7 protein-coding genes and 1 tRNA gene are annotated in these 22771 nt (G+C 40.8%); 4 read left to right on the forward strand and 4 right to left on the reverse strand.

All coding sequences use genetic code 11. The features are described from left to right. Window positions 1-96: 96 nt before the first annotated feature. Window positions 97-441 (reverse strand): Grx4 family monothiol glutaredoxin, encoded by a 345-nt coding sequence (locus A359_RS00785; RefSeq protein ID WP_014887884.1) that lies wholly within the window; start codon window positions 439-441, stop codon window positions 97-99. Window positions 442-3273: 2832 nt separating this feature from the next. Here A359_RS00785 and slyA point away from each other — a divergent pair. After that, the gene (slyA, locus tag A359_RS00790; protein ID WP_014887885.1) at window positions 3274-3708 is read left to right on the forward strand and encodes a transcriptional regulator SlyA; all 435 of its coding nucleotides are present in this window, start codon (window positions 3274-3276) and stop codon (window positions 3706-3708) included. A 3885-nt stretch (window positions 3709-7593) separates the two neighbouring features. Here the strand turns inward: slyA and A359_RS04490 are convergent. Further along, the gene (locus tag A359_RS04490) at window positions 7594-7791 is read right to left on the reverse strand and encodes a hypothetical protein (protein ID WP_044104448.1); all 198 of its coding nucleotides are present in this window, start codon (window positions 7789-7791) and stop codon (window positions 7594-7596) included. Between the two features lie 127 nt (window positions 7792-7918). Here A359_RS04490 and A359_RS00800 point away from each other — a divergent pair. Beyond that, a tRNA-Val gene (locus A359_RS00800) sits at window positions 7919-7995 on the forward strand. Between the two features lie 905 nt (window positions 7996-8900). Here the strand turns inward: A359_RS00800 and murJ are convergent. After that, entirely contained in the window at window positions 8901-10439 is a 1539-nt protein-coding gene (gene murJ / locus A359_RS00805; RefSeq protein WP_044104449.1) for a murein biosynthesis integral membrane protein MurJ, read from the reverse strand. Window positions 10440-13001: 2562 nt separating this feature from the next. On the opposite strand from murJ, the gene A359_RS00810 reads away from it, so the two are divergent. Then, window positions 13002-15092, forward strand: coding sequence for a S9 family peptidase (locus A359_RS00810; RefSeq protein WP_014887887.1), 2091 nt, complete (start codon window positions 13002-13004; stop codon window positions 15090-15092). 5285 nt (window positions 15093-20377) lie between these two features. Here the strand turns inward: A359_RS00810 and A359_RS04345 are convergent. Next, the gene (locus A359_RS04345; protein WP_014887891.1) at window positions 20378-20599 is read right to left on the reverse strand and encodes a hypothetical protein; all 222 of its coding nucleotides are present in this window, start codon (window positions 20597-20599) and stop codon (window positions 20378-20380) included. A gap of 229 nt (window positions 20600-20828) precedes the next feature. On the opposite strand from A359_RS04345, the gene fabI reads away from it, so the two are divergent. After that, window positions 20829-21617 carry an enoyl-ACP reductase FabI gene (gene fabI / locus A359_RS00820; protein WP_014887892.1) on the forward strand — a complete coding sequence of 263 codons (789 nt, stop codon included), beginning with the start codon at window positions 20829-20831 and terminating at the stop codon, window positions 21615-21617. Window positions 21618-22771 lie beyond the last annotated feature (1154 nt).

Below are 22771 nucleotides of genomic sequence, written 5' to 3' on the forward strand. Positions count from 1 at the left end.
ACGCGGTAATTTCCTCTGAAAAAAGCTAAGCTAGCATACACCTTAGTTGGTGTATAATGTCTTATTCTCCCTGCATAGAATAAAAAATTGCTCATACTATGAATGATTCTCTTGAGAATTGTATTTTACTATCGCTTCTTTAATCAGAGTCAGTAATTCCCCGCGATGGTACATATCAACGATAATATCACATCCGCCGATCAGCTCGCCACGCACCCATAACTGCGGGAAGGTTGGCCAGTGAGCGAATGTTGGCAATTCGGCACGAATGTTAGGATTAGTTAGTACATCCACATAAGCAAAACGCTCACCGCACGCAGAAAGCACCTGTACAGCCTGCGCGGAAAAACCACATCCCGGTAATTTTGGGGAGCCTTTCATGTACAGTAAAATCGGATTCTCGGTGATCTGTTGCTGAATTTTTTCGATAGTCTTTAGCATTTTATCGGTTCCTTAAGTCACTAGAAGGCGTTTCGTTATTATTCATCGAGTCTAACATTATTTTTCATTGTAACGATTATAGAAAAAGCATTTAAATACTTTCCCTTTCACTACAGCGTGCAAGATATAGTATCATTGAATGATCTTGGCTTAAACCGATTGCATCGTTATCCTGTAAGATCTTAATAGAGTTTGTTGAAAAGCATTTTTGACGAGTCCTTAACTACCAACAGCACTATTCTCCCGAAATGTAAACGATCCTTAGCACACCTAAGAGATTTACTAAAAAAGTATTTTGAGCATTTTTATAGCCCTACCTAGAGGTAGGATAATCTAATTAACGTCGATTTCGATGAACACACGTCAGTGTGTTGAGTCCGTATAAGGCTGTTTCAGGCGGTAAACATGAGAGTCAGAAAGAAACCCGGGGACTTGCCATTCCTCTCATGACTGTGCCCAGATGCTGATTTTGAGGCGAATAGTTAACCTCCGCTAATACGATCAACTAATATTTGACACTCTGCTGCGGCGTGATAATTGGCTTTATTGCTGCCTCAACAAAACGGCATGCTAGTAAGGTGTATCGTGAGTTCCGAAATCTAAGACTTTCCTTATTGTCTTATAGATTTATGGTATCAAATTCGGAAGAACCGCTATCTACATAGTGCGCTTTTGTGATAAATCTAAAGAAATCATTTTATACCGCGTCTTGTTTTCTGCTCAGTAGCTCTGACTCCCTACTGTACGTTGCTCTACACTGCTGCTGGCAGACTTTTTATTTTCGTTTACTTTGAACTCTTTTAAGCTAGTGCTTTTAAGAACTAGCTGCATGATTTTATTAAATGTTAACGTTTCCATTTTTTTGAACAAATCTAAAGTGCAAATAATCATTTCGCAAGTTTAGTTAACTTCTTTTAAGAAATGATCTCCATAGCAACCTAACAGGTTTTGATTATGAACTAAGCAATACACAACTAGCCTGTTAAGTAGTTGAGTGCTCTGAGAGCATGGATAGATGAGTTAACCATTTTTACATAAAAAGCAATGAATGCTCTTATACGGTCTAGCCGATATCTGTTAACTCAGATCTCGCGAGAGTACCATGATGCTGATCATGAGGCGGTTAATTTGACTAGCTCTGATCGCTTTAAAGGAATTCAGTCGCTTAATATTTAAGCTTATATAGATGTGACCAGACCCCGACTCTCATTGCTTGCCGTGCTAAGCAATGAGAGTCGGAACAAGAATAAACACGTTAAGGCATAATGAAATTATGTGTTTATTCATTAATAATATTGGACTGAAAGGTTTTGCTGAAGAAAAATAAACGGTTTACCAGAATGGTGTAGATAAGTGAACATCATGGTCTTAGTATCACCTCTTAGCAGACAGGGTGGCTCATAAAAAAATCTCTGCCAAATGATCGCATATAGCAATGTCTAATAAAGAAAATCGTTTGAATATGATACAGTCATCCCACAGAAAAATGTAAGTGTCGTTTAATAACGTTTCTTACGAAGAACATTAGCATAATAATGCTCTGTTAAATATTATTGTGAATTAGTTTATACTTTCTCGGTAGGGATAATATTAGATCAGCTCATAAGACGAGGCTAACCCTGCAATTAAATCAGTATTTGATCCGGAATCATAAGACCCAAAAAAAATCTTTAGGCCTCACCCTCGGTCACTGACCGCAAGGGTGAGGCTGTCCGGTTTACAGCACTCCTGAGCGGTCATCTCATTCGGTCTGATTATAATATTCAGGTAGGTAGAGCAATAGAAAGAGTCAAGATACTTAACCGCATTACGCTTTTGGGATATTAAAATTAATTGAATCATAGAAAAAAGCGATTTTGCTAGCAAAAAAACTCAATGATATTCGTTAGTACCTTCAACGGATCCAAGAAACATACGTCACTACTTCCATGATTTCTTATTAGAAATAGATTAGGTTTTTCCTAAATTTTATCACAAATTCTAGACGATCAAAAATGTCAATGTACGTTAATGACATATAGTCATTTTCATGCTTAAAACGTGACTTGTTTATGAGGTTTTCTTATACTTAATCAATCATATCATATGCGATAATATATTTAATTAACAAGCTAGTATCGCTGATACTTACGCACTTACATCAAAAACTTTTTGTAGAAGTGTCTTTCAAAATTAGAACGTGAATAAAAGATTATTTAATAATCTCTCATGTGTTAACGCACACAGTGATGTTTTTCATCTGCAGAAAACAATGTATAAATTACTTTCGGCTCGTGATGGTATCAAGCATTTTTATAGTCGAACGAAATGAGCCGATCTGGAAGAGCGCTTACTTAAAAAGTCACAATATAACGGGTGTGGAAACAATATCAGATTTAACTAACACATTTAGCTAAAATTATAAACATATAGTATTTTAACATTATTAAAAATTAATTATTTATTCATATACATCACTTGCAGTATATTAATTTCATACATCGAATGTTAGTGTTGCATAACTTCATCTAAGTTAGATCAAGCCTAAAACACATCACTAAGAACCATTATATTACAGTGATCAACAAACTAGTTTTTTTCTTCAAAACGAATGCAGGTTTCCCGGATTCCTTTGAAAGGTATAAAAAGCCTACGTCAGTATTTACATCACAATAGGAATTAGTCTAAATAGGACGTTTAATGTTTATTAAGGCATAAGATGCTGATTACATCGAACTCTACATCATTTTTAGGTTATCGTTACATATATTTGTAATTTTTTTATCTGCATATTAGGATATACGAGGCATCTGAGAGCAACATGAATTAGCTCTTGATTATAAGGAGAGAGACTTGGAATCGCCATTAGGAGCTGATTTAGCGCGCCTTGTTCGAGTATGGCGTGCCTTAATTGACCATCGCTTAAAACCTTTGGAACTTACACAGACGCATTGGATCACTTTACATAATATCTACCAGTTACCTCCTGAGCAGTCTCAGATTCAACTGGCCAAAGCTATCGGTATCGAACAACCATCCTTGGTACGGACGTTAGATCAGCTCGAAGAAAAAAAACTCATTACTCGGCATACCTGTACTAATGATCGTCGAGCGAAACGGATTAAACTAACTGCATCTGCTGCGCCTATTATTAAAGAAGTTAACGATGTTATCGACAGCACTCGAGATGCAATCCTTAAGGGTATTAGCGAACCCGAGCTTCAGGTGTTGAGCGACATGATTGCCAAGCTGGAAAAAAACATTCTGGCACTATATAACAAGTGTTGATGGGGTTACCTAGCGGTCGCTTATTGTGGTGCGCGAAAAACAGCTTCATAGCCAGTTTTTTCCTCAGCGTACGTAGAAAAGCAATGGCGCGTTGACAAGGTCATCATTTGGCTTTTTGCTTATCTTCACGACATCTCGTTGCTAAGTGCAGATCGGCCTCTTCGCTGCACTACGATTAAAGTATGATCACCATTTTCCCGTACTCGCAGCTCCAGCGCCTGTAGTTAATTTATCATACCTCAATACTTTTCCCAGCCATACTCTGCCTATTATGCACTAATAATCCGCCAAGTAGGCGTTACTTGGAGCTCTAATGATATTAGATTTATAGCCTCTTGCAACCTGCAGTGTTTCATCTTAGTATGGGGTATACTGTGCGTCAATTTTTAAGCCTGTTTGACTCTAAACCAGTACGCTATCATACATACAGCATCATGATGCACTGCTACGATTTTTTTATTTTTTTAACAACAACCGACTGTAGTCTTGCATCCCGGTAAATCAATGCATTGCTAAAAGGTCAAATGAGCGGTTTTGAAAAAACATTATGTGCTTAGCTGAGGTTTAAGAAAGGTATTTATTTTTTTAAAACCACCTCAGAAATATAGTAAAAATCGCCTATCAGCTTGCTGTTATGAGCGCAAACTGACAGCGTCATGCCGGAAGAAATATCATGATTAAACGTTTCATCATCAAAAACTTAGTAACTCTAACATTCTGCGGGGAAGCCCCAAGGATAAAAAAGAATACAGAGTTAAAGCTAAATGAGCTTTTAGAACATCCGAGCACCCTGTAATACACAAATATAATATTAAGTAATATAAAAACTAAATATTACTAAACGTAACAACACTTGCCTATTTTAGGTAACTGCGTTCTTACACTACAAAAACTTGATTGAAAAATAAATATTTTGCTAATGACGGGCTCAGTGTAGTTGCTGTATAGACAACAAACCCTTAACCAGTGCTCCTGAGCTGACAGTATAGATCTGTCAGTGGGTTTTTACTATATGGGAGGAGAAAAAATGCTTTCTGGAAGGCGTGAATAGTTCTTGATTTTTCCGAAAGAAAAGAGAATAAATGTCGGCATAACAACCTCAAGATATCCTGAGATTACTGACTTACTAATAGATCGTACTAATTGTAATATTTTTACATCCTTTTTCATTCCACGGGAGTGTGTAGCGACTTAGCTGCTCGAGGCCCTATTGTTTAGCAGAATGAACGGTCTCTAGCATTATTCTCATAAGGCGTCATCCGGTAAAAAACCTTGACTACGACTTTCACCTCAACCCAAGTGCGGACCATGGTCAGAGAGACTAAAATAACTACCTAAAATTTTTGGAATCAGGATATAGCTCATTTCAACCAGTGAAAGCTATCAATAACTTATTTCCCCTTTTTAATGATCATTCACTTCTTCTCAGAAGCTCGTTTTCACCGAGGAGATACGATTATAGTATAAGTAAATCAATATTTTACGCCTGGCTATCGGGGTGCAATATGACACCTTATGATTTGGAAAATCGCGCACCATGAAAGTAACCTATATTACAATCGCTATTAACAACTTTGGCATTTCTGAGCGACTAAGGTCTCTATTATATCATACCCGTTAGAACTACTGCATCACAGGCAGTAGTCTGTAATCAACTTCTAAATATTATTCCTGTCTGGCTTTTATCTACTGCACGTAGCGCATATGCTTTACTCTGTATGTTCGGCACGCTGCATCTAGACTATTCATTCGCTTTCACCACAAAACCCTTTAGGTTAGTGCTATCAATGACTACATAAGTACTTTTAGTGCATCTTGAGATTGATCTGCTAATCCTGGAGTTTTGCTCACTGACTGCGTACAGAATACGCCCAGGCATCTTGGTAGCGGATCCATGAGATGTTGAATTAAGTCAACTCATCCCTCTGCGGCCTCTCAGAGAGGAAACAACTCAGTGCATTATTCAAACCCTAGTCATGACCTTATCTGAGTAGATATAAGGGTAGGTCACGCTCTCTAAGAGAACTGTTTTTTGTTCATGCAGAAATAGATGACTACTGAACCCACAATACCGTCACTCTTCTTTTCTGTTTGAGAGCGTTGCTATCAGAAAACGAAAAAAGATTGTAATATATAGTTTTTAATAGAAGTAAGTTGTTGAAATAATAAGATTTATCCAGGGTAATAATTGCCGAATATTGCAATTACTTAAAAAAGTCATGCGATACATGAAATGATCTTTGGTAATTGACGATACAGAAATAACGGTGATATAGGGGCTCTGTCGGGTCTGATATAATAGAGACCCTATTCCCTATCATTAGTGCCGCGGTTGCTGAAGACGATTATAATATCATGTAATTTCATGATGTGTTGTTAAAAAAGATCATGTGTACTTTTATGCAATTCGCCTGTGCAATATTAAGCAGCAACATATTATGAACGCAGCTGTTTAATTGAACATGAGAATCTAATTAGCAGGTAACCCCAACTAAAAAAAACAACTAGGCTATCAGCCTACCCACGCCAGAAGAAACCAATGATGTTTCGCTTTAAAAGACTTCAGAATAACAATGTGGGTCCCCACAACTATTACCGGCAGGCAGGTCGAGGAGGCGGAGCAATGATTCACGCGCGCTCATCGATGACGCGGTTAATAATGCCAAAGACAATATAAATCACCGCACAAGTTTTTTATTGACGACACGCTCGCTAAAACTTTAGATTTTAAAGACAACACTTGTAATCAATGATTGCAAAATCATAATAAACAGTATATCCACGATGCAAAAAGTTTTCTACTCTACTATAATGCAAGTGTCGTATGACAGCATATCACTCTGCTTTCCCCTCATGTACGGAATGTAAAACGCTGATACAATACAACTTTAATCACAAAACCACGGATATCGCGTCATATGCTTAAGATATAAATTTCATTATATATTATACTTTAGTATTAAAGGCATTGAGTCGTTTGGATCCGTTAGCTTTTTCGTTAATACACTGGATACCTTACTTAAAAAAGTACTTTTCTGAATATTATGCTACAGAACCGTATATTGCGCTAGCTTTCGCCATCCCAGTTATTTGCATCTACATCGGCGGGAACCGCCATCTAAAGGCCGGTCATATTCTTTGTCAAAACTTGCGACTAATGTTGACGATGAGCGTCACATAGCTCAACCCTATGGTCGGCAGAGAACAGCCCTCTCGACCAGAGAGTTAAATAAGATCACATCTATCCTGTTTATCGCCTACAAGTGCCAGATGCCCATGTTTTTGTGTTTTTTTTGCTCGATAGGTGGAGTAAAAATCCACTTCGCTGTCGCTAAAGTGACTTTACACACAGAATCTGCAGTGGACGCCGTCTTGCATGCGGCGAGCTTATCTCCTTACATTAGTAATGCTTATAAATCAATTATTTCTGTATTATGGTAGTAGATAGATCTTTAGTCACGCTGACTTTCGTCTTGCATGTGTTTTCTACCGCTGTCTATTAGCATCGTAACAACAAACGATATCGACGTTGCTCTAAGGCTGGAAATATTTAGCAGACGGGCAGAATAGAGCAGTCGAAGCTGATCATGAAAATAATTTCAGCCTAGGACTTTCTGCCTTATTGATCACCCTTCGGCGTCAAGTCATTGCACTGTGATATAGAGATATACTTCTGATGCCCGCCAAGTGATTAGATGGTGTCTTACTGCGTAATATCGCGATACCAGATAAAGCTGGTTTCTCATGTTTTACGCGTATTGACTTCTTGGTTCCCCTTATGGAATGATTGCATTCGATCTCTAGCAGATTAGCACTACTCAGATATGAAACCTAGCAGTTTCTAGATTAAGTTTATTATCAGCCTGATGCCTGTCGCTGTTTTGATCATGCAATGCATGGCACAAGCTGTATACGCACAATGCCTTCTCCGGTTTTTCGGAAGGCGGCGGACTCAGCGGCAGCATTCCTCACCAACACCCACAGTCGAGACTCATGAGCATTTCCTAGTATTCCTTGATGCTTAAACAGCGCTGGGGAAGGAAAGCAAAGCGAGCTTCCCTCTTGAAAAACGTGATCAAGCACGATATCATCGCTAACGATTTATCGTTAAGCAAAGCAAGACAAATATCCGCTAGAAAAAATTAGCGAAAGAGTACGCTATAAGCATAATAATTATCGAGAGTTTGATGCATTAGTAAATGTTATGTTTGCGTCCGTAGCTCAGTTGGTTAGAGCACCACCTTGACATGGTGGGGGTCGGTGGTTCGAATCCACCCGGGTGCACCAAATCTTTTCTCCCCATTTAAATGTCTCTCTTATTTTCATCACCTTACTGTTTTAATTGAAGAAATCAATATTATAACAGTTCCTGCGTATAAACTAACACCCAGGAAACCCGGAGGTTCTGGAGGTTCTCAGAATCTGAATACCCTTTCAACCCTATAGCTATAACCATCGTCTCACCCCACCTAAGCATCTTAATTAGGTAGATGAAGTAGATGCTAATAACTCCTAAGTATCAGTTATAGTTATCATAACTTCTTCTCAAGTACTAATTTTTAATTGCAGGGTTTCATCCGTAGTGTAATTCTCGCCAATATTATGTCTCCATGCCCTGAAGGTATCATCGGCTGTATTAATGGTATCAACAGCAGATCATAATCGCCATGTATATCGTAATAGTAATCAACCGACCCCTCCCTGATTACAAAGCCACTTCTCGTTATTGAACCACCAGAGACACGTATACGCAGTACTACTATGTCATCAATAAGCATAAATATTTTTCTATGTCGGAGTGATTTATCCAGTGATGCGAGTACTTACGCTATACTCTAGCTTAAATTTCCATACTCGTTTAACAAAGCCTTGCTAGGCTGTGTTCTCAGCGGACCCCATCGACATTTTCACTGCATGTTCCTTTTTTATTCCCCCCCGTTCACTTAGAGTGTTCTCTGGACGAGAAGAGCATAGTCTTAGAAATATAGTAGCGGCGCCATAAGTTTATAACATGCGTTAACGCATCCCTACATCACCCCTGTGCGACAGGATACAAACCACCTTTTATTATTAGAATTTCAGGGATGATGAGAGAATAGTTAAAGCGTAAATATACTTTTTTCAACAAAGGTTCGCAGTAGTTAAAACATCTCGCCTACTATAAGCTGTATTTTTTCTTGCAAGCAGGATTTCTAAGACTTCGGCGAGCGAGAAAAGTGATGTAGCCGGCATCCTAGTACCCACAGCATTGAGAAATAGACGATAGCTCCTCCCCCTACTACGCTTATCAGGCGCAGCAGCCGGCAAGGCATGTGGCCCTCTTCCCAGTTCGGCATTAACGATAAGATCCCCACTAATGCTGCGGCCATAGTTATCACCGCTAGAATCAAACGGCAGAAAAAGCCGAGCCAGTCCGGTTGCGGCTGAAATATTTTTTGTCGGCGAAGTTGCCAGTATAACATGCCAGCATTGAGTAAGGCAGCCAGGCCAATCGAAAGCGAGAGCCCGGCGTGTTGCAGAGCGCCGATAAAGGTCAAGTTCATGAGTTGTGTCATCACTAGGGTAATCATTGCTATACGTGCCGGCGTTGTGATGTCTTGGCGTGAGTAAAAACCGGTAGCGAGGACCTTGACCAAGATCAGACCCACTAAACCCACGGAGTAGGCTATCAGCGCACGCGCTGTCATCAAGGCATCAAAATGAGAAAACTGGCCGTACTGAAACAATGCAATTGTCAGAGGGTGCGCCATGATGCAAAGCGCTACCGAGCTAGGCAGCGCCAGCATCAGTCCTAAGCGTAAGCCCCAATCTAGCAGGAGGCAGTATTCATCGCGCTTTCCGCAGGTAACATTACGCGATAGCGAAGGTAATAAAATGGTTCCTAACGCACCGCCTAGGACCCCTGCGGGTAACTCCATTAGGCGGTCGGCGTAATACATCCATGAGACGGACCCGGCTGAGAGAAAGGAGGCAAAGATGGTGTTGATAATCAGTGAAACCTGACCTACAGATACACCGAGGATAGCTGGTCCCATTTTATTTAGTACGGACCATACGCCAGCGTTGCAAAGTTGTACTCTAGGTAGCACCAGCATACCAATTTTTTTCAAATTCGGTAGTTGACATACTAATTGGAGAATGCCGCCGGCGAGCACGGCCCAGGCTATCGCGATGACTGGTGGATGAAAAAACGGTGAAGCCAGAAGTGCGAACCCGATCATGCTGATGTTAAGTAATGTTGGCGAAAACGCTGGCACTAAGAACTGGTTCCAGGTGTTAAGTATCGCGCTCACTAGAGACGTGAGTGAAATGAATAAAACATATGGGAAAATAAGATGTAACAGCGAAGTCGTTAGAGCGAATTTCTCCGGTGCATCTGCAAACCCCGGAGCGGTAATCATAATGATCCAAGGCGCCATGACGATACCAAAAACGGTAACCATTGAGAGCATCAGCGTGAGAAATCCGGCGATATGAGAGATAAACGCTCGAGTTTCCTTATCGTTATGCTGGTTCTTATATTCCGCTAAAATAGGCACAAACGCCTGCGAAAATGCGCCTTCGGCGAAGATACGCCGAAGTAGGTTGGGAATTTTAAAGGCTACAAAAAAGGCATCGCTCGCTATGCCTACGCCAAATACCTGCGCAAGGATAACGTCGCGCATAAATCCCAATACACGGGACAAAAGTGTCATGGAGCTGACTTTTCCCAAAACTTTTAATAAATTCATGGTTTTATTTATCTATTATATCCCTGGTCTTCTACCAGATAAGTGCGTTTTGTTAATAACAATGCAGAATCCTATTCTTCTGTTACGTTTTATTCTCTTATTCTTGCAATCTCAGGTGTATTTTTTATCAGATACAACCTCATCATAATCCATGTTAGAGAGACATCTCTTCACTGAACTAAGTAAGATATGCAGTCTTTTTATGAAAAAATACGCCGTGTATTTATGCACGTACCTTCAGCTGGTAACGCTTGTACGCCCCGCAGTAGGATCAGTGGCTTTATTCTCTTCCTTAACCGATACAGAATCATGGGAGTAACGTGTCATCATAAGCGCTTATAAGACGACATATTTTGGATTTTTTTGGTGAAGTTATGCTTTATTAAGTCTGGTAGGGCATGTGAATCAGTGGTGCGGCCATGTAGCGTATCAGAAGAGATTATGGCACATATTACACGCTTATAGACTCGTGCAAGATAACGTGCACCATCATCTTCGTCTCTAGATGCATGCTCAAGGATTTTCTATTTATCCTTTACCTAAAACTTTTAAGCAGCAGTGTATCAGTCACCTAATAAGTAATATCATCACATCTTGACCTTTTATACTGATCTGAACTCTCTTCACTTACTTACGGAGCACAGGATAGTGTAAGCGCTTAGGAACAACTCTATTAGAGTAAAACTCTAGTCAACATATTCATGTCAAATGCTTAACAAAAATTTAAAAACCCCTTGCATCACAAGCATTGCTCTGACGCTCTAACCTGAGTCGCAATCTGATTGTCTACACCGCTGGCAAAATCTCTTGTCTGTTTATATAGTAATAACTGAGGAATCTACGCATGCTATAATAACCTCTCGCTTCTTGAGGGAGTCGTGATAAGTGAGCGGTCAGTGCTTTTAAAATTTAGCTTATCCACAGAAAAAATTAATCGAAAGAACCCTAGTCAGGTAACCAAAAGATTCCCTAAAATTTTAATTTTTTCAACAAACCCCAGGTTTAAAAAAGTTTTTTCTACGCTTGCGTCCTTATGTATCTTTTCTATACTCGTTAGTGGAATGTTTTCAGACCGTTGCGTATGGCCGAGAAAAACTTGAGACGTTAAGGGTTGCATAGTGCTCTATGTTGCCCGGAGACAATTCCTCCTCGCCGTTTTTAACAACGAGATAACAACAGATTTTACCCTCCTTTAAAAAAGGCATAACAAGAGAGATTTGGCAAGCAGTTTATAAAACAGAGCAGGCTGTTAGTGAAGACAGCGCAGCCTCTGATTCTGACGACGCGGCTCTTCAGTCTGGAACAGCTTGATCTGTTTACATTCACCTTGTTTGATAGTCAATTTTTGAATAGCAGTGAATAATATCTAAACTTAAGTAAGTTATCTCCATCGATCGCCGGAGATAATCAGAACGTGCTAGTTCAAAGCACTGCTAGACGATCATCTGAGTTCACGTATTTATCATACATCAATGGACGCTAAGTGGAATAATCGTAATTCTAAAAACTCTTCACTATCATCGGGGCCTATTCAGCAGGTAACTAATGCCGTCCAGAGCGGAGAATAATGGTTGTGATAGGATTTGACGAGTCATGTAATCCTATTAGATTTAATAAAGCTATGATGCAGAGATGCATCTATGTGACTGTTATATGAGATGTATTTGCGATATTTTTTAGCTCGGCGCCGTAGAGCCGGCATGACACCTCACTCAGGCTAAGGCGACAATATATTGTTTGGCGTATTGAAATAACTTAAAGCACACTGCAATTTTTCTGACTAGCAGCGCCCCCGCTTCCTCTAAGATTATACGATAATAACTTTTGCGGGGCGTGATACAAAACCACGGTTAACCTTTTCCGGAGTTGGAAACATCAGCCCGTAGTATACCTTCTTCATCTAGACTGGTAAATATAGTCTGATCATAGACAGCTCTTTGGTTAGCTGTAGCTCTCCCTATGGCCTAAGTCTAAATAAGCGATTATGCTTCGCGAATAAGTTGCAGGGAAAGCAGAATCGTATGGCTAATATGAATTTTCTAATAAAAAATATAGGGTTTTTTATTCCTTTCATCTCAATCAAAGTTGTAATGGCTAACATGGGTCATAAAATCTAAATACACGCACTCCGCAAGAATGTGGATTATAAAAAAGCTACCCCTCCCTAAGATAATTCCTCTACTCCGCCATAAGCAACCAGAGTTCACTCGGTTACCACAATTTAGGTGCAGATTTATTTTTTGCATAGCGTGAAGAAATTTATTACCATGCGCACTGTAGACTTTTCTATTCATCATCGCGATGAGCGAACGGTATATAGATGAGTCAGCTCTTGCAACCTGAACAGGTATCGTCGATAAATTAGAGCTTCTGACGAATGACTAATAAGCAATGCGTATTATGAGGTCCTTCAGACTGTATATTGCATTACTAATAATAGTATTAGTATCGCCTAAAACGGCCCATTTGAGTTACAAACGTCAAACATTATCATAAATTTAATATACACAATCGCACCGCATTCATGCTGCTCTATTTTTATAAGAGAAAAGGAATTGTCGTATGACCTTGCCACCCAAAGCTGAAAAACGACTTGTTACGTTAACAGTACACGGCGATGCCCGCACAGATAATTATTACTGGCTACGCGATGATCAGCGTCAAGACCAGGAAGTGCTCAGTTATCTTCAGAAGGAAAATGCTTACGGTACCATGATGATGGCTAAAAATGAAACGTTGCGGAAGCAACTATTCACAGAAATGGTGGAGCGCATTCCTCAACAGGATCATTCTGCTTACTACGTCTGGCGTAATTATCGCTATCAAAGTCGTTATGAAGAAGGTAACGAACACGCTATCTACATGCGTCAGCCGGCATCGGCAAATCCAAAAGAGTCCTGGGAGGTTTTGCTAGATGGCAATCAGCGCGCTACAAAAGGCGAATTTTATACGATGAGCCGACTAGATATCAGTCCTGATAATCGTATCATGGCTGTCGCTGAAGATTTTTTATCCAGGTGCCTCTATGAGTTACGATTTAAGGATGTAGTGCGTGATGCATGGTTTCCGGAAGTCATTGAATACACGTCTTCTAGTTTCGAATGGGCTAACGACTCCCGGGTGCTGTATTACGTCCACAAGCATCCAAAAACGTTACTTCCATATCAAGTATGGCGCCATATAGTGGGCACGACGAATACAGAAGATGAGCTTATTTATGAAGAAAAAGATGATACTTTTTATGTTAACGTACATAAGACCACCTCGCAGCGCTATATTCTAATCGTCCTCAGCAGCGCCACATCTGGTGAAACCCTGCTGATAGATGCTGACGATCCAAAATCAAAACCGAAGAGATTTTTACTGAGGAGGCGCGATCATGAATATTCACTAGATCATTATCAAGGCTGCTTCTATATTCGATCTAATCGCGAAGGTAAAAACTTCGCGCTGTATCGAGGACAGTCCGGTGAGGAAAGCATGTGGCAGGTATTAGTCCCAGCACTAAAAGAAGTGGTGCTAGAGAGCTTCTTGCTGTTTCACAAGTGGCTGGTAATAGAGGAACGCCATTTAGGACTAACCACACTCCGGCAAATTAGTTGGTTAACTGGCGAAGAAAAGAACATCACATTTGATGATCCCGCATATATGACTTGGTTAGCCTATAACCCAGATCCAAAAAGTGTGAAGATGCGTTACGGTTACTCCTCCATGACCAAACCAACAACATTATTTGAGATTAATCTGGACACCGGAGAACGTAAACTGCTAAAGCAACAGAAGATAAAAAACTTTCAAGAAGAATTGTACAGCAACGAACGTCTCTGGGTCGCCTCCCGAGATGGCGTACAGGTTCCCGTATCGCTGGTGTACCGAAAGGATTTATTCAAGCCTGGGAGTAATCCTCTGCTAGTTTACGGCTACGGTTCCTACGGCAGCAGCATGGATCCGGATTTCAGCTCTAGCCGGCTGAGTTTACTGGACCGTGGATTCGTCTTTGCGTTGATACACATACGCGGAGGTGGAGAGCTAGGTCCAGCGTGGCACGAAGATGGAAAATTACTCAATAAAATGAATACATTCAATGATTTTATTGACAGCAGCCGAGAACTCTTACGTCAAGGCTATGGAGCGCCCGACAAAGTATTTGCGATGGGCGGCAGCGCTGGTGGACTGTTGATGGGCGCAGTTATAAACCTCGCTCCGGATCTTTTTAAGGGTGTGGTGGCACAGGTACCTTTTGTGGATGTAATCACCACCATGCTCGATGAATCTATACCTCTGACTACTAGCGAATACGAGGAATGGGGAAACCCGAAAGATGAAATCTCCTATCGTTATATGTTGCAATATAGCCCTTATGACCAAGTTCGGGCGCAGAATTACCCCCATCTATTGGTCACTACGGGCCTGCATGATTCACAGGTGCAATATTGGGAGCCAGCAAAGTGGGTCGCCAAATTACGTGAATTCAAAACCGACGATCATATGTTATTATTATATACTGACATGCATTCCGGCCACGGCGGAAAATCAGGTCGCTTCAAAGGCTACGAGGAAGTATCGCTGATATATGCCTTTATTCTGGCGCTAGTGCAAGGCAGTACCTCCCCCTTCCCAACGGGGGGGAGGGATAATCAAGCCGCTGCCTAGTCAACGGCGAGTCTCTTTCCCCCTTGTTGATGATCCTAGGCTAAGATAACTTAATGTAGTTTAGCAGACACATCGTCCAAGTTAATGCTAAAGCTAGTGTAGACACATAGAGTCTTGACCCTCAGATCTAGTACTTTATCTGGCACCAGAAATCACCGAATTTCGGGATAAAACATCACTCAGCCTCACTCAGCCTCACTCATCATCGCTAACATTTTTTAAGGGTCTCGACATCCTAAGAGGTTTTCATAAATAGCACAGTACTGATGCAGGCATAGTAGCAAACCTCGTGCAGCTACAGATTCTACCTGTAGCCGAAGTGAAAGACATAGCACATACCAGGTAGATTGATTGCTCTACTTGATACTGAGATACACTTTACTTGTTACTTTAACTGCACAGATTTTCTTCGCACGGTTAAGTCCTATCACATTGCAAGCTTTCTCTAGAGGTATGATAGATGCGAGAATAGTCGTTACCCTCCTATCAACCGATATAATTTTGTTAAAAAAACATGATACCCTATCGGCTGAATAAATACAGTGAGCGCTTCAACGTTTCATGTTGCACATAGAGATTATAAAAACATAGTGTTACTTACAAACATCAGCATGATCCAATAAAAATTCATAGCAGAAGAGTATTTACTTTATTATTGCCAAAAGCTACTCATGCCGCTTGCATTGCAAGATGAATACGAAAAGATCTTTGTCATTGCCTCTCGGGATAGGCAATGCATCTAGGAAAATGGCAATTTTGGATTAACAAGATCATTGATGATATTGCGGATGATCGCGTTGCGGCAGTCTAACCAAGTAGTGTCTATAGAGGTTGAGTCCGGGCAACAGGGCCCATGCTCAAGCATGTTTAAGGTCATTATGGGTTTTTCTAAAAACTGTTCATGATTGCGCTATCTTACAGAAAAATAAAAAACCCGCGGCATAGGCGGGTTTTAGTGGCGGAGAAAGCAAACACGCATCATACAATATCGGCTATCGCCTTTTTATTGCGCTTTTCCGCTCGCTTTTCTTCTGGTGTTTTTAACGGTTTCTTTTTACTATCTTTTTTACGATTCATACCCTTACTCATAAGGACCTCTTGGTGTAAGACAAGGAAGACTAAATTTAGTAATTTATAATTATTACTCGTTAGCAATACAAATCGTACTGTTTTTACAGGGAAAAGAAAATAATAGAGCTTGTAAAACCCGGCGCTGTTAATCAATAAGGCGCCGGTTCTAGACTATCAATCGGGTAACTTAGCGGGCCGCATTGAGGAAATAGCAGACTAAACGCGAGCAGAGATGCAAAATTCGCGGGAAAGAAACACATACGGCATGCTTTTCACGTTGCTGTCTTGCATGTAATAGAGATAGCAAGCGCCATTCTATCATAGAGCAAAACAAGTTTATTGATCTCTAGAAGATAACAGCATGACGGTAAATTACATAAGAAAAAATACACCTGAGATGAAAAGCATTTCAGTAATAAAATTTCAACAGCATCAACTCATGGCGCTATATAAGTTGATGAATCTAGTAAATATGCTAATGCTACGTTATTGACTCTGATGCAACCGCTTAGCTAAAGAACTTTTAGGCATATGAATATTGTTTTTTCATTGTACAAGATTTCGCTGGCCTGCAATAGTTCGGGGATTAAATGATGTTTTCTTTCTCCATAAAGCATAATACCATTGACATATATACTAATCGCTATCTACTACCTGATGTAGTTTACGCTTACTCTGAATTTTATGACATGACACCGGAGGATATTCCTGATGATTTTTTATCATAAACTTTAAGCCCCGTACTATCAACAGCGCAATAGGTCAGTGAACGACTGCCTTGAAAAAACATTTTTCATCGTCTGTTTTCATCTCACGAAATAAATTCTAGTAGAGCATTTTTATAAGAAAACAAAAGTTTTCCTTTACTCACGGGCCACGCAGAACACGGTCTTGAGGCAGCTCAGGTCTTTAACAAAGATAGATAAATAACTGAGCGATTGCTTCCTCGATTAATCAAAGGTCTTTTGGGTGTAGAGGGATACCTATTTTTCTGATCAGAAAGAGTTATTTACTCCGAGCTGAGAAGTAAACCAGTCTTTAGCCTGTGGCTGTCTCTGCGTCTTTAAAAAATGTGTTGACTTTGATTTTTAAACTCATAAAGCGAAGGAAAAATATGCTTAGTATCATCTTTTCTAAGCACTTGAGAAAAAACAGTGGATGTCAACATAAACACATCAACACCGTAATACGCAATGTAGTTATTACTTTGGTCATGAATGACGGCAGCCTTGCATTTTTGCTGTAGGAGCATAACAATTCCGGCATTAGAGTATCAAAGCGCAAAGTACTTCCTTATCTTGATTTAGCAGGAGATAGTGCAATACATACACTTATTTCAGTCGCGTGATCGTATCTCGGTACCACTGATACACAGGCTCTGCTAGAGTTGACCAGCCTTGACCCTACTAAAAATTCTAGTAGGGTCAAGTAATGGTGCGTGCGTTGCATATAATGTTTACAATGTTTTGTTGATGTAGAAAAACATGCCAGACATATCGGCGTAGAAGTTCTTTTAATTTTCTAAAGCCTTATGCTATCAAGCATAAGTATGCAGTCGAATGTTAGCGGCTTCGCAGCAGGTAGAAAAAGCTACAAAAGACAGTCAGTGAACGCCGGCGCTCAGCGAGCGCTGCCATCGAAAGAAGTGACGCGCCTACTACCAGGGCCATAGCCTCACAGCTCGTTTATGCTGAGCGCATGGCATGGCTACCCTTCCGGAAATGTATATATCATACCGAGCATGATGATCTTTAGTACGAAATAAGGCCTATAAAGAATAGGGTCTTCATTTCAGTTCCGATGAAATCAAACGGCGATCTCGATATTTATCTGCTAGATGCGATTTTTGCTCTATCCTCTCCCAGTCAGTAGGTTATTCTTTATAACGACCCCGCCTGAAGGATGACAACACTAAACCTCGAGATCAGTATCGGACTTAAATAGATCTTTAATAGAACACACGCATTTCCTGGATCATATGCTGCAGAGGAGTGTTGAAGCACTAGAAATTAATAGTCTATCGCTAATACACTCTATCTGCAAGAATCGCGCTGAAACATCAGTAGTGCCTAGCATTGCGTACCTTTTAGGGCTTTCATAAGCATGCATGGGTAAAGGCATATAATGCCGAAACGCTTATGAGTTTCAGTGAGAGTTATAAAAACAGTTATTATGGCTACGTCCACTTATACAGACGGCTTTGCAATTTTATAATACTATTCCGGTGAATACACTTACACTAATAGATGCTACTCTAAAACAAGTCGGTGTATGATGCATTCTGCTCTCGGTAGAAGCTGTTTTAGAAGGCGAATCTAAGAGGCGACAGGTGAAGATATGACCCTCTCTGACTGCTGCATGAAAAGTAACAATTCAGACGGTTCCCCTTCCTGTATCGTGATTTAACGCCATAGTTTTATCGTAAAAAACTACACGCATTCAGAGCAATCCGAAGTGAAACTCATTGCCGCACTAGTTGCTGATGCAACTTCTCTCATCGTTATGATGCCACACCCCTATCGCTTCGGTGCTCGTAGTCTAATTCTCAGTTGCTACGTTGCACCTACACTTTCTGCGATGGATCGTACTAGATAATCTAAAGGAGTAAATGCCGTGATAGCTTTTAGCTTGCACAGGCTATGGTTTTTTATTAGTCACATTATTTCTATAAACCCTATTTGGCCTAGATGTCGTGTACCTATTGCTATGAAGTTATGTCGATACTTGGCCTCTAGGAGTTTGTGCTACTGATCCTTTAGTACCTTTTGAGTATGCTGTTTTCTCCTACCTGTAGCAGTAGCAGTTTTTGTCTATGAAATACTATCCCTGCGTGTAGCCCTGCGAGCACATATCTTTAATACCTCGCACCGTTAATCAAAGCCGCGGTTCGGTTCATGGTAAGGACGATCACCGGCGCGTTTCCACGCCGGGCAAAAGTAATCCAATAGGCTGCACTCAGAGGCGATGCATGACGGGCTGCATACCTTACAGTTTATATTACTAACACCTCTGGCAGGCATGTTAGTCTTGTCATTTCTCAACCCCTAATTGAAACATATTCTACTGAAGATTTAATGGTCTTTATTGCTACGCATAGAGCAACCAACCTGTAATTCTTATTACATGTCACTAGGAAAACTATGTTTTTTGGCGAGGACAGATTAGGGTTGATGCCGAACATTCCGTGCCATCTAGCACCCTCATATCAGCCGTTAGCTGATATGAGTATTTTTCTGCGCCTTCTTTGATAGCTATGTTGGATATGCGTGAACGAGCTAGTGCCTAAATCTAGGGGACCACATGCTGCTCCAGGAATGGAACTTACTGATAGGAGATCAATGCAAAATAATCTATATCGTGTACTGGAAGAATCATGCTGATAGACCATAACCCGAACATTATCAGACAATAGCATGCTCGTATTAACGTCTTGTATTAAGATCACGCGGTCGAAGGTAAGCCGGTGTAATCCGCGTATTACCAATTCCCTCCTTCCCCATGTGGGGAGGCGTCAATTTTTTCGGACTTTTTTGACGTCATTCGCTTGATACCGGCTAACAACCAGATGCTCTTCTACAAGCTTTTAGATGAGTCCTACCGCTGTCAAAAGTTGAGCGTAATTTTTCGATTGGCATTATCCTCTGAAGCTCTAGGAGAACGAAGGATAAAAATTTCGGCTTTTATGCTGAGTAAAGCACGCCTCTACTCTATAGGCTTTATCTGGCACTGTTAAGTAACGGCAGTAAATAATATCCGATGTGCTGTTCTTGAAGATCAGGGGCTAGCAATGTTTTCTAAAACACCTCTAATAAATCAACGTTATTTATAATGCCAGTTGGCAGAGTTGAGCTCCGACTAGAGAAATCTTGATTAATGATCGCCCTCTGTATTTTGGCTATGCCTACTACCGTAGTAGGCACGTCTATACCATTTTCTAGGATGCCTGTAAAAGCATCAACCGCGACAGTGTATCAACTAACCACTGGACTTACCGCTTAAGCCTACACACTACCTCTGGGTGGGAGGAAAAAGCAACCAACCCTCGATAAAATACAGCTCCTGTCCGGGGGCCTGCAGCAGGATCATCCTAATAACTCTCACAATTGCCTCACTCTTGAGCAGAAATAAGGCATGGACTTCTTGCACACGCTAATTTTCCGCTAAGGGTTAGTGTGCCAATCGCGGGACTAGTGTCGCTGACTATATCGCTGTATTCAAAAATCATACATCTTATGCTCGAACGATAGGCGAAAAGTAGCTCGTGTATTGATGTAACGCATGATTTCAGGATAATGACGCACGTCGTGTAGGATTGGATCGTTGTAATGCAAAACAGCGCGCTGATCGGAGATAGACGCCGATAACAATAACCGTGCGTTACCGATACACGACTTACTAGGTCTGGGATAAATACGCCTAAACTGCGGGGCGGCCATGACAGAAAATAACGCTCTCGGAGCAACAGCACTACGCTTTAATCACCTAGTCTTTATAAGACGCTGGTAAATATCCTTAAGTATGCGCCTAGAAAACGATGAGAGCAGCTACACTAGGGAAAAAGTTCATGCTAGAATGTACCATGGATTTTTAAAATCAGGCGCCCTTTTGTCAGATTAACCAAAAAGCGCTTAATCACATGTAATAATGATCAAAAGGATTAATGAGATGGGCTTTCTTTCGGGTAAGCGCATTCTGGTAACTGGCGTTGCCAGCAAGCGTTCAATTGCATACGGTATCGCTCAGGCTCTGCATCGAGAAAGTGCAGAGATTTCATTCACTTATCAGCATGAAAAATTGAAATCACGGGTTGAAAGGATTGCCTTGGATTTTCAATCCAGCATCGTTCTGCCGTGCAACGTTGCGGAAGATAGCAGCATCGCAACCCTGTTCGCCAATTTATCCACGTTTTGGCCAATGTTTGACGGTTTCGTGCATGCCATTGCTTATGCTCCTAGTGGGCAATTAAATGGAAACTACCTGAACGCCATAACCCGAGAAGGTTTCGCCGTCGCTCATGATATTAGTGCTTATAGCTTCGCAGCTCTGGCAAAGGCTTGCCAGCCAATGCTTAATCTTAACTCAGCCCTACTGACACTAACCTATCTAGGAGCTGAACGTGTCATTCCCAATTATAATGTCATGGGTTTGGCCAAAGCCTCCTTAGAAGCCAATGCCCGCTATATGGCTAACTCTATGGGACCACAGGGCGTCCGGGTAAACGCGATTTCTGCAGGCCCTATCAAAACGCTGGCCGCTGCTGGCATTAAAAATTTCAAAAAGATGTTATCTTACTGCGAATCGATCTCGCCAATTCGACGAGTAGTAACTATTGAAGACATCGGCAATGCCGCTGCTTTCCTGTGCTCCGATCTGTCAGCGGGTATTACCGGTGAAGTTATACACGTGGACGGGGGCTTTAATATTTCTGCAATGCATGAGCTCAACCTTGAATAATCTCCTCAGAAAACTAGGCGTTTAGCTCCTCGCTTCCGGCTATGTATACGTCTTCGCCGCATGTTAATCGCTTGCTTCTTCTCAGTTTGAGAAGAAGCTTGCTTTCTTTTTAGGCATAATTACTTCGGCTCAGACGCTAATATTAAATCCCCGTTATCGCGTGTTATGTAAAAATTCTGAGCATCTTAGAAAAGCTTCATCATTTTTATAACAGAATCAGCGAGTCTACATAACAGCTGTTGCAAACAACCAAGCACTAATTTTATAGTGAGCACTGTTTTTTTGCTATTGCTATCCAAGCAACTTGGTTTACGATCGGACATGCGTTGTCTTGGTTGCTCTCCGATAAAATCGGACCTAGCACATCCCAGGAATGAAGCAAGCCAAGTGAATCATGGCCGAGATTTTTCTTGATTTGAAAATATGCATGAAATAAAAATACTGTTTTTAGACAGCTTGAAATTGTTGAATAATTAGAGATGATGCTGTTCTATTATGAGGGGGTTAAATGAGTCTTTTAAAAAGAGAGGGTTTTAGTCATCAGTATTGATGCATCGTTCCAGGGTTGCTAGATAAAAAGCCGCCACTTTCTTGCAGAGAGTAACGGACTCATGTACCACTCATGAGTAATATTATTACGATATAGTACAGATTATGCGATATATGTTTGGTCTCGCACTCAAAGCATTACAGAGATATGTAATTTTTTTAACCGATATTACTGCATCTATGATGTCCTGACTCTGCTTTTCTAAGACAGTATCCAAGAAAGTGAATATCCGCATAAAAAATAAACACGCGACTAAATAGCTTCATTTAGTCATTAATGACTCTCTCTTGAAAGTTTGTTGTGTCAAAGGCATAAAAATACCTTCAGCAAGGTGTCGATAAACGCAGCGCGAGGTATACAATTCATCTGGAAGCGGGAAGGGAAACACATACCATTCGCTATTGTGATTGATCACACAAAAGTACCAATAACCTACATACTCTACATGGGGTGAATAAAACATACTTACTGTCAAACCCGAGTAGCAGTGTCTAACAGTTACGTCTACTCAATAGTCATCATACTGTATAAAGACAGAAGATCATTAACGGCACTCACATAGGTGTTACCCCCGCTCAGCTGAAACGCTTTTAGGTAGTCTTCT

The organism is secondary endosymbiont of Ctenarytaina eucalypti (genome assembly GCF_000287335.1).
Lineage (GTDB): Bacteria > Pseudomonadota > Gammaproteobacteria > Enterobacterales > Enterobacteriaceae.

What these genes read in the sequence shown, in the direction of transcription:
- fabI (WP_014887892.1), top strand. Translation starts at nt 20,829, where the DNA reads ATGGGCTTTCTTTCGGGTAAGCGCATTCTGGTAACTGGCGTTGCCAGC.
- A359_RS04345 (WP_014887891.1), bottom strand. Translation starts at nt 20,599, where the DNA reads ATGGCCGCCCCGCAGTTTAGGCGTATTTATCCCAGACCTAGTAAGTCG.
- murJ (WP_044104449.1), bottom strand. Translation starts at nt 10,439, where the DNA reads ATGAATTTATTAAAAGTTTTGGGAAAAGTCAGCTCCATGACACTTTTG.
- A359_RS00785 (WP_014887884.1), bottom strand. Translation starts at nt 441, where the DNA reads ATGCTAAAGACTATCGAAAAAATTCAGCAACAGATCACCGAGAATCCG.
- A359_RS00810 (WP_014887887.1), top strand. Translation starts at nt 13,002, where the DNA reads ATGACCTTGCCACCCAAAGCTGAAAAACGACTTGTTACGTTAACAGTA.